This window comes from Stenotrophomonas sp. STEN054 (genome assembly GCF_056854535.1).
Window position 1 is genome coordinate 35,829 of sequence record NZ_JBXFWG010000031.1, and the last position, 12,030, is coordinate 47,858.

The following is a 12,030-nucleotide window of genomic DNA, read 5'->3' on the forward strand; positions in this document are numbered from 1 at the left end:
AACTCGGATGGTGACCCGCCATCCCGGGGTAAGGCGTCGTACAACGTGATGCGTGATACGTACTGCTCGAACCCGTTACTGCAGCCGCTCCAGCGCGCTGCGGACCCATGCCGTCGCGCCGTCCAGGCTCTGGAACTCTTCCACCGCGCGCACCTCGCAGCACGGGTAGGACGGCGCGACCATGCGCGCTAGTGCATTGCCCGGGCCCAGCTGCAGGAATACCCGCGCGCCGCGCTCGAAGGCCTGGCGCATCACCTGCGCCCATTCAATGGTCTGTGCCAGCTGCGCCGACAGCGTGTGCACCGCCGCTGCGCGGTCCCGCACCGGGCGCGCATCGATGCCCGCCAGCAGCGGCAGGCGCGGGGCCCGCAGCGGCGAGGCATCGAGTGCGGCGGCGAAGGGTGCGAGGGCAGCGTGCAGCAGCGGCGTATGCGCGGGGACATGCACCGGCAGCGGGCGGATCTCCGCACCCTGCGCGCGCGCGGCATCGGCCAGCGCCTGCAGGGAGTCCTGCGTGCCGCCGACGATGAAGTGATCGCGGCCGTTGGCAATCGCCACATGCGCGCCGTGTGCTTCACACAGCGGCTGCAGGGTGTGGCGCTCCAGCCCCAGCACGGCCTGCATGCCTGCATCGGCGGGGCTGGCGGCATCCATCAGTCGCGCGCGCTGCGCGGCCAGGCCCAGGCAGGTGCTCGCATCAACGCTGCCGGCAACCGCATGGGCGGCCAGTTCACCGATGCTGTAGCCGGCCACCAGCAGCGGTGCCGGCAATGCTTCGCGCAGGCCGTGCCAGTGCGCCAGCGTTGCGGCACACAGCAGCGGTTGCGCCAGCGCGTTGTTGAAGCGTGCTTCGTCGGCGGCGGCCGCGAATACATCATGGCCGAGCACGGCGCTGGCCGACGCCAGCACGTCGCGGGCCGCTGGCAACTCCCGTACGCGGTCGAACATCGCCGCGTGCTGCGCACCTTGTCCGGGGCAGAGCAGGGCAAGGCTCATGCGCCCTCCTGCTGCAGCAGGAACCAGCTGCAGGCCAGCAGGTCGGCGCTTCCACCCGGGCTCAGGCGGCGTGCGATGAAGCCCTCACCGATGTCGTGCAGGCGTACCTGCCAGCCGGGTGCGAAGGCACCGCCTGCCTCGATGAAACGACGCGCCTGCTGCTGCGCCCAGGCCAGGCCCTCTGCGCCGCCGCGGTGCAGCAGGTTGAGATCGTCCACCTGCGCGACCAGCTGCATCAGGGTCTGGCACATCGCCGCATCACGTGGCAGGCCGTTGTGCAGGGCATGGCGCAGGGTCGGTACGGCCAGGTGGCGCAGCACGGGGTAACCGGCGGCGGCCTGTTCGCGCACGCCCGGCACGCCATGGCGCAGGCGCGCGCGCTGGCCGGGGCTGTTCGCATCCAGCGGCGCAGTGGCGAACGCATCGACCCAGTGCTGCACGGTCAGGCAGACCTGCGTGGCCGGCGCGGCGTGGCCCTGCTGGCGGCGGCAGCGTGCGGAAGCTGCCACCAGCAGGCCCAGGCTGAAAATGGCGCCGCGGTGGGTATTGATGCCGCCGGTAGCGCGCAGCATCGCGTGCTCGGCGGCGATGCCATGCGCGCGCAGGCTGGCAAACGGCGCATCAGCGGCACCGGCGTCGGCAATCGCGGTGAAGTAGTGGCGCAACGCGAACAGGCTGCGCAGGAACGTACCGGCATCCATGTCGTCATGACTGCCGGTGTCGAACGGAGTGACCAGGCCCGGCTTGGGTGCGCAGGCCAGTTCGGCATGCAGGCTGGCGATGGCCAGGCGGCCCAGGCGCGCGCTGTCGACGCGGCGCGCGACGGGGCGGCCAGCGTGGGCCTGGCCGTTCATGCGGCCACTCCGGTGGCCATGAACAGCCGTTCGCGGGCTTCCAGTGCGGCACCTTCCAGGCGTTTGACCAGCACCTGGCGGCTGCCACCGGCGTACTCGCGCCAGTTCACCGCCCCGCCGTCGGCCAGGCACAGTTCGCCGTCGACCCGACGGCCGTGCTCGGCCTCCCACTGCTGCAGTCGCGCCACCAGCGCATCGGCTTGGGTCGTGGCGTCCACCTGCCACAGCAGGTCGATGTCCGATGCGGCATGCACGTAGGGCAGGCCACTCAGGTGCTGCCAGGCGAAGGCACCGAACACACGGCCCGGGGCAAGGCGCGCCAGTGCGTGCAGCGCGGCCTGCCAGTCGTTGGCAACGCCGGGGGTGAGGATGGCTTCCAGCGTCGGCGGCGGCTGCTGGCGCTGCACGTCGTGCAGCGGCACGCGCAGGGCCAGGCGCTGCTTGCCTTCGCTCGGCGGCAGCGGCACGCCGAGTCGCAGCCGCGGGTCGGGATCATCCACGGCACGCCGTGCCACCATCGCGGGCAGCCCCTGCGCGAACCACGCCGCCAGGCGAGGTTCCTGCGCGGCCACGTCGGCCCGCCAGTCGGCATGTGCCGACAGCCAGACCAGCGTATGGCGGGCGGGCCGGTCAGGCATCCCCGCGGGCCACCGCAGAGCAGACATCGGCCGCCAGCGCACGGCCACCACGTTCGGCGCCGCGTGCGGCACGCAGATCGCCGTCGCTGGGCGTGCGCAGCGCCTGCAGCAGGTGCTGGGCGAGGTCGCCGTCCCACAGCGATTCGACCGCGCCCATCGACACGTAGTTGGCCACGCCCGGTGCGAACACCGGCGAGCTCTGGCTGAGCGCCTGCAGTTTTTCCAGCGGTCGCTTGGTTACCCGCGCCATCGCGCGCAGGTCCATCACCCGCACCTGTGCATCGGGCAGGGCATGGATGTGGTCGGCCATCAGGCCGAAGGACAGGAAGCCGCCGCTCACCGATTCGCCGTAGACCAGGGTGACCAGGCGCGCGCCACGACGGCGGGCCAGGTCGAGGGTCTGCGCGAGGTGGGCGAAGTAACCGTTGATGCCCAGCAGTTCATCGCGGCGTGCCAGGCGCTGGCCGGCGGTGTCGGCCAGCATCACGATCGGCCGCTGCGGGTGTGCGGCGGTACTGGCCAGCACGGTTTCGGCCAGCGCCAGCGCGTGGTCGACGCCGACTTCGATGCGGTCGGTGGTACCGATCACGGTCACTTCGCCATCTTCGGTAGTGGCGGTGCCGGTCAACACCGAATCGTGGCTGTCGATGCGGTGGCCGCGCGGGAACAGGGCGTCGAGCAGGGTCTGCAGCGGGGCACTCATGGCAGGCTCCGGTCGGCGGTGGCGGCGAGGAAGGCGTCGGTGTCCAGCAGCGGCAGGCGCTCGGGCTCGGCGATGCCCTGGCGGGACCAGATCTCCAGTCCATCACGGCAGTCGCCCCAGGCCTGCACGCGTGCCTTCAGCGCGGTGTGACGGGCCTGCAGGGCGGCCAGCGCAGCATCGGAATCTTCGCTTGCGGCGTCGGCTTGCAATGCGTCAACGGCGGCACCGGCGAAGGCCTCGATGGCGTCGGGCACCAGCACCTGCGCCTGGTCGATCAGGTAGCGATGCTTGCCACCGGTCACGCGCCAGACCAGTGCGCGGTCGCGCGAATCGAATTCCTCCACGCCGCGCACGGTCTCGATCACTTCCGGCCCGGAAAGCGACAGTCGGCCTTCCTCGGACATGATGACGGTAGTGCAGCAGCGGGCGACGATGCCCATGCCGCCGAACGCGCCGTTGCCGCTGCCGATCAGTGCCACCACCGGTACGCCAGCAGCGCGTGCGCCCAGGGTGGCGCGCATGATTTCGGAAATCGCAATCAGGCCGGCATTGGCTTCGTGCAGGCGCACACCGCCGGTATCCAGCAGCAGTAACACGCCATCGGGGCGGGTTTCCGCCGCGCGGCGCAACAGCCCGGTCAGCTTGGCGCCATGCACTTCGCCGACGCCACCGCCCATGAATTCACCCTGCTGCGCGGCCAGCAGCACGCGCTTGCCCTGCAGCGTCGCTTCACCCACGACGATGCCATCGTCGAAGGCGGCCGGCTGGTCGAGCTGGGCCAGGTGCGGGCTCATCATGCGCCGCGCGGGGCCGAGGAATTCGCGGAACGAACCGGCATCGACCAGCCCGGCGATGCGTTCGCGTGCATCGGCTTCGTAATAGCTGTGGCGTTGCACGTGGCTCATGGCGTGCCTCCGGCCAGCAGGGTTTCCACGGCCTGGTCCAGGCGCAGGCTGACCACGGCCGGGGTTGCACCGGCATCGTTGATCGAGACGCGCACGTCGCGCAGGGAATGGCGCTGGGCAAAATCGGCGATGACCGCCTGCCAGATGGTGCCGAAGCCCTGCGCGGCGGTGATGATGCGCACCGTCATTGCACCGTCCTGCGCGGCGGGCTCCAGCAGGATTTCCAGGTTGCCCGAGGCGAGCACGCCCACCAGCACCGCATCGCGCGGGAACTGCACGGGGGTACGGCCGTCGAATCGATAGTCGAGGGTTTCCATGCTCAGCCCCTTACCAGTTGCGGAAGCGCTTGGGCGGGTCGTACAGGCCGCCGGACCAGCGCACCAGGTCCTTCACCGAACGCGCGGCCAGCAGGTCTCGGCTGGCATCGCGCGGCGAGATGCCGAGATCTTCAGGACGACGGATCACGCCGCGGTCGCGCAGGTTTTCCACCATCGCGCGGTCACGGCCGAGGCCGACGGCGGTGTAACCGGAGACGCCGCGGATCGCCTGTTCGCGTTCCTCCGGCGTGCGGCACAGCAGCAGGTTGGCGATCCCTTCCTCGGTCAGCACGTGGCTGACGTCGTCGCCGTAGATCATCACCGGCGGCAGCGGCATGTCCGCGCGCTCGGCCAGTTCCCAGGCATCGAGGCGTTCAACGAAGGCCGGCGCCATGTGCTCGCGGAAGGTTTCCACCATCTGCACCACCAGCTTGCGCCCGCGCGGCATCTCGCCCGGCCGCGCGGCCTGCTGGCCGGCCTTGATCCAGGCATCGCTGGCGTGGCGGCGGCCGCGTGCATCGGAGCCCATGTTGGGTGCGCCGCCGAAGCCGGCGATGCGGTCGCGGGTGGCGGTGGAGCTGTTGCCCTGCAGGTCGATCTGCAGGGTCGAGCCGATGAACATGTCGCAGGCATACAGGCCGGCGGTCTGCGAGAACGCGCGGTTGGAGCGCATCGAACCGTCCGCGCCGGTGAAGAACACATCGCTACGTGCGGCGATGTACTTCTCCATGCCCAGTTCCGAGCCGAACGAATGCACCGATTTGACGAAGCCCGATTCGATCGCCGGAATCAGTGCCGGGTGCGGGTTCAGCGCCCAGTGCTGGCAGATCTTGCCCTTCAGCCCCAGCGATTCGGCATAGGTGGGCAGCAGCAGTTCGATGGCCGCAGTGTCGAAGCCGATGCCATGGTTGAGGCGGTTGACGCCGTACTCGGCGTAGATGCCCTTGATGGCCATCATCGCCATCAGCACCTGGATCTCGGAGATCTGTGCCGGGTCGCGGGTGAACAGCGGTTCGATGTGGTTCGGGCGCGGCGCCTGCACCACGAAGTTGACCCAGTCAGCGGGGATATCGACGCGGGGGAGGGTGTCGACGATTTCGTTGACCTGGGCGATGACAATGCCGCCACCGAAGGCGGTGGCCTCGACGATCACCGGAGTGTCTTCGGTGTTTGGGCCGGTATAGAGGTTGCCGTGGCGGTCGGCGGCCTGCGCGGCGACCAGCGCCACGCGCGGGGTGAGGTCGATGAAGTAGCGGCCGAACAGTTCCAGGTAGGTGTGGATGGCACCGATCTGGATGCGTCCCTCGGCTACCAGGTTGGCCAGCCGCACCGATTGCGGTCCGGAGAACGAGAAGTCCAGCTTCGACGCGATGCCGCGCTCGAACACATCCAGGTGCGAGGGCAGGGACAGCACCGACTGCACCATGTGCAGGTCGTGCACGCGGGCGGGGTCCAGATCGGCGAGGGACTGGGCGAGGAAATCGGCCTGCTTCTGGTTGTTGCCCTCCAGGCAGACCTTGTCGCCCGGTTCCAGCAGGGCGTGCAGCAGTTCGGCCACATCCGCGGCGGCGACCTCGCGGCCCCTGGTCCAGGGCGCGGCCCGTTCCAAGCGGGCCTGGCGGCTGCGTTCCAACGTATCCCAGCTCGGGTTCATCCAACGGCTTCCGATTGGTGTTGGAATAATTACGGCATAATTATGGAGCGGTGTGCAACCCGCAGCGCAGCAAAAAAAGGGCCCGCACGCAGGCGGGCCCATTCATGTAGGCCACGACCCTTGGTCGTGGCAGTGCGGGGGAGGCAAGTGCCGACCAACGGTCGGCCCCCACCGGGATTGCGCCCGGTGTGGGGTCAGAGCCCTTTCCTGCGGAAAGGGATACGACCCCGGGCATGCGGCGACCTTAGAACTTCCAGCGCAGGCTGGCCGCCACGAAGCGCGGTTCGCCGTAGTTGTTGTAGTCCAGGTTGGCCCAGTAGGTCTTGTCCAGCGCGTTGCGCACGCTCAGCGTCGCCGTCCAGTTGTCGCTGATGCGGTAGTTGGCGTTGAACTGCACCAGCGCATAGGCCGGCTGGTTCACCGTCACCGTGCCGCCCAGCGGGTAGGGGATGTTGTAGCCCTGCACCTTGCTCTGCCACTGCACGCCGGCGCCGACGCTCAGGCGGTCGAGCACGCCGGGCAGGCGCACCTGGGTGTTCAGCTGCAGCAGGTCCTCGGCCGGGTTCGCGTACAGCAGGTCGGTCGCGGCGCGCGTGACCTTGACGTGGGTGAAACCGGCATTGACCGTCCAGCCGGGCAGGATCTCGCCGTTGATGTCCATTTCCCAGCCGCGCGCCTTGGTGCCGTTGATACCGATGTAGGCCGAGCTGCCATCGCTGAGCGAACCGTCCGGCACGCTCATGTCACGCACCGCGTAGTTGTCCTGCTTGGCTTCGAACACCGCCGCATTGGCGGTCAGGCGGCCGTCGAACCACTGCGTCTTGATGCCCGCTTCGACGTTGGAACCCTGCACCGGCGCCAGCAGGTTCTCGTTCCTGTCCTTGTAGTTCTGCGGGTTGAAGATCTCGGTGTAGCTGGCGTAGACGGACACGTCCGGGGTGATGTCGTAGACCAGGCCCACGTACGGCGTGACTTCGTCGCTGACCTTGTACGCACCGCTGGTGCCGGTGTACGCGCCGGTGGCGTTGTAGGTGCGGGTGCGGGTTTCCCAGCGGCTCAGGCGTGCGCCGGCGATCAGCGCCAGCGGGTCGGCCAGGCGCAGGCGGGTGGCCAGGTACACGCCACTCTGTGTGGTCCTGGCCAGGCGGCGCGCACCGGTGCGGGTGTAGGTCACCTCGGAGATGTCGCCGTTCCAGTCGTAGATGTTGGGGATGTAGTAGCAGCGCTCGTTACCGCAGCGCGCCCAGTCGCTCGGAAAGTTCAGCGTGGTGGTGTGGGTGGTGGCTTCCAGGTCCGACCACTGCGTGCCAAGGGTCACGTCGTGCTCCTGGCCCCACAGGCTGAAGGTGCCGGTCAGGTAGGCATCGACGTTGCGGCGGGTGTCTTCGGCATCGCCGGCGGCGGCGCGCAGGAAGATGCCCGAGCCGTCCACCGGGTTCGGGTTGCCGGTGCCGTACAGGCGCACGTTCTGCACGTTGCCGCGGGTGTAGGAGGTGTTGACCTTCAGCAGCCAGTCGTCACCGAAGCGCTGCTCGAGGTTGGCGAACACGGTGCTGGTTTCGCGCTGCCAGTAGCTCCACTTCGGCGACACGTTGGTCGAGCGCGGCAGGTGGGCGAAATTGCCCTGGCTGTCGAAGAACGGCACGGTGCCCCAGGTCGAACCCACCGGGTTGTTGTCCTGGGTCTGGTAGCCGACGGTGACCGTGGTGCTGTCGGTCAGGTCGCCTTCCAGCACGGCCATGCCGGCCATCTTGTTTTCCTTGTAGCGGTCGTAATAGAAATCGCGATCGGTATAGGCGGCGACCACGCGGCTGCGGAAGCGGCCATCGGTGGTCAGCGGCGCGGTCACATCCGCCTCCATGCGGCGGTAATCCCAGCTGCCGGCGCTGACCGAGAACGAGGCGTCGAATTCCTTGCCCGGGCGCTTGCGCAGCAGGTTGACCGTGGCCGACGGAACGCCGGCGCCGCTGAGCAGGCCGTTGGCACCGCGGATCACTTCCACGCGGTCGTAGAAGGCGGTGTCGTATTCCTGGTTGGTCGAGCCGCTGTAGGTGGGGATGCCGTCGACCTGGAAATCGGTGATGGCGAAACCACGCGCGTAGTACAGCGGGCGCTGGGTGTCATAGAAGGACACGCTGACGCCGGTGACGTTGCGCATCACGTCGTTGATGCTGAACAGCGATTCGTTCTGCAGTCGCTCCAGGCCGATCACCGTCGACGACTGCGGGGTTTCCTGCAGCGTGATCGGCAGGCGGGTGGTGCTCGACGGCGGTGCCGTCTGCTCCGCGCGCACGCTCACCCGGTCCAGGGTCTTGGCGTCGGAGGCATCGGCGGCAGCAAACGCGCTGGGCGCCGCCAGCAGGGACAGCGACGAAAGCAGGGCCGCCGGCAGCAGCGCGCGGCGGGGCAGGCGGTTACGCAGGGTCAAGGACATGGTGGGCTCGAGGGTTGGAAGCGGGGAAGGGTGGCGACAGTCGTCCAGTACCCGGGGCGACGGCTTCGGGCACATCAGGTCCATCTGGGAGGGCGCAGTCGCTTCGCAGGGCGCAAATGTAAATAATTCTTAACAACATTACAATTCGTATCAGTGGACATGGGCGTCCCGGCGCCGGGCACCGCCTTCTGTAGAGCCGAGCCTATGCTCGGCTGCATTTGGCTGGAGCCGAGCATGGGCTCGGCTTTACACCAGGGAGCCGCCCAAATACGAACGGCCACCCGAAGGTGGCCGTCCGTGTACCGCAGCGGGCAAGCAGGCTTACAGCGCCTGCAGCTCCTCGTTGGCGTTGCGCTTTTCCGGCGCGGCCGGCGCAGCGGCCGGGGCCAGCGCCGGCGTCGCACCGGCTTCCACCGGCACGTCCAGATACGGCAGGTGCAGGGTCTGGCTGGTCTGCGTGCGGATCTCGTTGGTCAGCGCGGCGCTGTCATTGAGCTTGCGCCCATACGACGACACGATCCCGCGCAGGCGGGTTTCCCAGCCGGCCTTCATCTGTTCCGGGAAGGCCTTGGCCATCAGGTCCAGCATGATCGGCGGCGAGGTCGAGGCACCCGGCGAGGCACCCAGCAGGGCGGCCAGGGTGTGGTCCTTGTCGGTCACGATCTCGGTGCCGAACTGCAGCACCGGGCCCTTCAACGGGTCGCGCTTGATGATCTGCACGCGCTGGCCAGCCGTCACCAGCTTCCAGTCAGTCGGCTTGGCGTTGGGGAAGTACTTGACCAGCTCGGCCTGACGGTCGGCATCATCCAGGCGCGCCTGGGCCATCAGGTACTGCACCAGGTCCAGGTTGTCCTTGCCCACCGACAGCATCGGGCCGACGTTGTTGTGGTTGACCGACGAATACAGGTCCCACCACGAGCCGTGCTTGAGGAACTTGGTGCTGTACAGGGCGAAAGGCCCGAACAGGATCACCGGCTTGCCATCGAGCTTGCGCGCATCCAGGTGCGGCACCGACATCGGCGGCGAACCGGTTTCGGCCATGCCGTAGGCCTTCACGTGGTGGCGCGAGGTCACGTCCGCGCCTTGGAAGGCGAGGAACTGGCCGCCCACCGGGAAGCCGGCGTAATCCTTCGATTCGGGAATGCCGGACATCTGCAGCAGCTTCAGCGCGGCGCCACCGGCACCGATGAACACGAAGCGGGCATGGGTGGTGGTCTCGGTGCCGGCCTTGAGGTCCTTCACCGTCACGTTCCAGCTCTTGTCGGCGTTCTGCCGCAGCGCGCTCACTTCATGTTCCAGGTGCAGGCCGAAGTTCGGGCTGCGCTGCAGGCCGGCGGTCAGCTGGCGGGTGATGACGCCGAAGTTGACGTCGGTACCGAGCGGCATCCAGGTCGCAGCGACCTTCTGCTTCGGGTCGCGGCCTTCCATCAGCAGCGGTGCCCACTGCTTGATCTGCGCCGGATCCTCCGAGTACTGCATGCCGTAGAACAGCGGATTTTTCACCAGCGCCTGCTGGCGCTTGTGCAGGTAGGCGATGTTGTCATCGCCCCAGACGAAGCTCATGTGCGGGGTCGGGTTGATGAAGTCGCTGGGCTGGCTCAGCCGGCCTTCCTTCACCTGGTGCGACCAGAACTGGCGCGAGACCTCGAACGATTCGGCGATGCCGACCGCGCGCTTGGTCTCGATGCTGCCGTCGGGCAGTTCCGGGGTGTAGTTCAGTTCGGCGAATGCCGAGTGGCCGGTGCCGGCGTTGTTCCAGCCGTCCGAGCTTTCGCCGGCGACGGTGTCGAGCCGCTCGTAGACCTGGATGTTCCAGTCCGGCTGCAGTTCCTGCAGGTAGGTGGCCAGGGTGATGCTCATGATGCCGGCACCGACCAGGACGACGTCGACCGGCTTGTCGTTGCTGGCGGCGGGCACCGAGCGCTGGGTCAGCGGCCAGTACAGGAACAGCGCGGCGGCCAGCAACAGCAGCACGAGCAGGGCGATAAGAGCCTTGCCAAATTTCTTCATGGGAATGACTTGGGCGTGGGGAAGGGGGCAGGATGCGCGCTGGGACAGCAAATGGCGTGAAGAAACAATGCCTTGCAGCAACCTGGCGCGATTTTAACCCGATCCGGTCCGGTTTTGATGCAATGCAGCATTCCGCTCCCCGGCGTCATGTGCTCAGACCAGTTCCAGGATCTCGTCGCCCGCCTCGTCCACCTCGCCGGTGGCCTGCCAGCCCAGGTGCCGGTAGAAACCATGCGAACGCGAGCGCGGATCGGCCGAGCAGGCCAGGAACAGGCGGCGATGGCCGGCGGCGCGGGCGAGTCCGACCACCTCCTGCAGCAGGCGCTGGCCGATGCCGCGGCCTTCGTAGTCCGGCAGCAGCGCCAGCACCAGCACCTCGCCACTGTCGCGGTCGGCGAAGCCGTAGCCGACCACCGTGCCGTCGTGCTCTGCGATGCGGCCGACGAAATCGCCCCCGGCGATGCCTGCCGCCCAGCTTTCCGCGGTGATGCCCAGTTCGGCCAGCTGCGCGGCGTTGAAGGCGTTCTCGCGGGTACGCCCGCGCAGGTCGATGCAGGCAGCCGCATCAGTGGCAAGGGCGGGGCGGTAGTGGATCGTCATGCAGGTTCCTTCAATAGCGCCGGGCCATGCCCGGTGGAAGCATTCAATCACTGCCGATGGTGAAGTACTCCGCGGCGAAGTAGCCCACCTGGTACGCCAGCGCCACTCCCGCCAGCACCACCTGCGCGCGCGCGGTGCGCAGGTTCCAGCCCAGCACGCAGACCACCAGCATCAGCGCCGTGTGCAGCGGATACTCCTCGCCCAGCAGACGCCAGCGACTCTGCCCCTTGATCGCGGTATCCACAAGATCCAGAAGCGTCAGCGTGGCGATCACGCTGAAGATCCAGCGCCGGCGCTGCAACAGGTAGGCGCCGTAGCTGCCGAAATCGCGCAGGTCATCGGGAAACAGCAGGGCGCACAGCAGGAACCACGTGGCGCAGTAAGCGATCACGAACAGATAGATCTCGAAGGTCCACTGATGCACCTGGATCAGGCGGAATTCCCACCACCAGAACGTCACCAGCGACACCAGCGTCCACGCCACCCAGCACAGGTGCAGGGCCGAACAGCCACGCCGCTGCGGGTGCTCGATGATCTGCGCCAGCCCCTTCAGCAGCGTGGTGATCGACAGGCCCAGGATGATGCCCATCACCACGCGGATATGCAGGAACACCGGATCGGTCTGCATCGCCCAGCCCCCAGAAGGTCGGATGCCGCGATGCTGGCACAGAAACCAGCCCCAAAAAATGGGGTCAGAGCCCGTTGCGCGGCAACGGGATCCGCCCTCGTGCCGACCAACGGTCGGCACCCACCACCAGCAGCACCATCAGCAGCACCATCAGCAGAAGCATCATCAGCAGCAGGTTCCAACAGCTCGCAGGAAACTGTCGAAGGCGGGGTGGGTCCGGTTGAGGGGGTGTGAGCGCCATGGATGGCGCGACCAAGCCCCCATGGATGGGTTCACGGCGTCCCCCTCAAC

11 protein-coding genes are annotated in these 12,030 nt (G+C 67.9%); all 11 read right to left on the bottom strand.

The window, feature by feature from the left end; all coding sequences use genetic code 11:
• Positions 1 to 75: 75 nt before the first annotated feature.
• Positions 76 to 996, bottom strand: a complete 921-nt coding sequence (gene mdcH / locus AC1VXD_RS13230; protein ID WP_482992424.1) for a malonate decarboxylase subunit epsilon — start codon at positions 994 to 996, stop codon at positions 76 to 78.
• Positions 993 to 1,850 carry a triphosphoribosyl-dephospho-CoA synthase MdcB gene (gene mdcB / locus AC1VXD_RS13235; protein WP_482992425.1) on the bottom strand — a complete coding sequence of 286 codons (858 nt, stop codon included), beginning with the start codon at positions 1,848 to 1,850 and terminating at the stop codon, positions 993 to 995. Before mdcB ends, mdcH begins: the two co-directional genes overlap by 4 nt.
• On the bottom strand, positions 1,847 to 2,488 hold the full coding sequence (gene mdcG / locus AC1VXD_RS13240) for a malonate decarboxylase holo-[acyl-carrier-protein] synthase (protein WP_482992426.1): 642 nt from the start codon (positions 2,486 to 2,488) through the stop codon (positions 1,847 to 1,849). Before mdcG ends, mdcB begins: the two co-directional genes overlap by 4 nt.
• Positions 2,481 to 3,191, bottom strand: a complete 711-nt coding sequence (mdcE, locus tag AC1VXD_RS13245) for a biotin-independent malonate decarboxylase subunit gamma (RefSeq protein ID WP_482992427.1) — start codon at positions 3,189 to 3,191, stop codon at positions 2,481 to 2,483. Before mdcE ends, mdcG begins: the two co-directional genes overlap by 8 nt.
• A complete protein-coding gene (locus AC1VXD_RS13250; RefSeq protein WP_482992428.1) occupies positions 3,188 to 4,096 on the bottom strand; it encodes a biotin-independent malonate decarboxylase subunit beta in 909 nt (302 codons plus the stop codon). Before AC1VXD_RS13250 ends, mdcE begins: the two co-directional genes overlap by 4 nt.
• Entirely contained in the window at positions 4,093 to 4,413 is a 321-nt protein-coding gene (mdcC, locus tag AC1VXD_RS13255; protein ID WP_482992429.1) for a malonate decarboxylase acyl carrier protein, read from the bottom strand. The genes AC1VXD_RS13250 and mdcC overlap by 4 nt, the downstream gene beginning before the upstream one ends.
• Positions 4,414 to 4,423: 10 nt before the next feature.
• A complete protein-coding gene (gene mdcA / locus AC1VXD_RS13260; protein ID WP_482992430.1) occupies positions 4,424 to 6,067 on the bottom strand; it encodes a malonate decarboxylase subunit alpha in 1,644 nt (547 codons plus the stop codon).
• Positions 6,068 to 6,311: 244 nt separating this feature from the next.
• A complete protein-coding gene (locus AC1VXD_RS13265) occupies positions 6,312 to 8,501 on the bottom strand; it encodes a TonB-dependent siderophore receptor (protein WP_482992431.1) in 2,190 nt (729 codons plus the stop codon).
• 321 nt (positions 8,502 to 8,822) lie between these two features.
• The gene (mqo, locus tag AC1VXD_RS13270) at positions 8,823 to 10,511 is read right to left on the bottom strand and encodes a malate dehydrogenase (quinone) (protein WP_482992432.1); all 1,689 of its coding nucleotides are present in this window, start codon (positions 10,509 to 10,511) and stop codon (positions 8,823 to 8,825) included.
• 153 nt (positions 10,512 to 10,664) lie between these two features.
• Positions 10,665 to 11,111 (bottom strand): GNAT family N-acetyltransferase, encoded by a 447-nt coding sequence (locus AC1VXD_RS13275; protein ID WP_482992433.1) that lies wholly within the window; start codon positions 11,109 to 11,111, stop codon positions 10,665 to 10,667.
• Between the two features lie 43 nt (positions 11,112 to 11,154).
• Positions 11,155 to 11,739, bottom strand: coding sequence for a hypothetical protein (locus tag AC1VXD_RS13280; protein ID WP_482992434.1), 585 nt, complete (start codon positions 11,737 to 11,739; stop codon positions 11,155 to 11,157).
• Between the last annotated feature and the right edge of the window lie 291 nt (positions 11,740 to 12,030).

Bases quoted from the DNA above. Each gene is read 5' to 3' on its own strand.
- mdcH (WP_482992424.1), bottom strand. From the start codon at position 996: ATGAGCCTTGCCCTGCTCTGCCCCGGACAAGGTGCGCAGCACGCGGCG.
- mdcB (WP_482992425.1), bottom strand. From the start codon at position 1,850: ATGAACGGCCAGGCCCACGCTGGCCGCCCCGTCGCGCGCCGCGTCGAC.
- mdcG (WP_482992426.1), bottom strand. From the start codon at position 2,488: ATGCCTGACCGGCCCGCCCGCCATACGCTGGTCTGGCTGTCGGCACAT.
- mdcE (WP_482992427.1), bottom strand. From the start codon at position 3,191: ATGAGTGCCCCGCTGCAGACCCTGCTCGACGCCCTGTTCCCGCGCGGC.
- AC1VXD_RS13250 (WP_482992428.1), bottom strand. From the start codon at position 4,096: ATGAGCCACGTGCAACGCCACAGCTATTACGAAGCCGATGCACGCGAA.
- mdcC (WP_482992429.1), bottom strand. From the start codon at position 4,413: ATGGAAACCCTCGACTATCGATTCGACGGCCGTACCCCCGTGCAGTTC.
- mdcA (WP_482992430.1), bottom strand. From the start codon at position 6,067: ATGAACCCGAGCTGGGATACGTTGGAACGCAGCCGCCAGGCCCGCTTG.
- AC1VXD_RS13265 (WP_482992431.1), bottom strand. From the start codon at position 8,501: ATGTCCTTGACCCTGCGTAACCGCCTGCCCCGCCGCGCGCTGCTGCCG.
- mqo (WP_482992432.1), bottom strand. From the start codon at position 10,511: ATGAAGAAATTTGGCAAGGCTCTTATCGCCCTGCTCGTGCTGCTGTTG.
- AC1VXD_RS13275 (WP_482992433.1), bottom strand. From the start codon at position 11,111: ATGACGATCCACTACCGCCCCGCCCTTGCCACTGATGCGGCTGCCTGC.
- AC1VXD_RS13280 (WP_482992434.1), bottom strand. From the start codon at position 11,739: ATGCAGACCGATCCGGTGTTCCTGCATATCCGCGTGGTGATGGGCATC.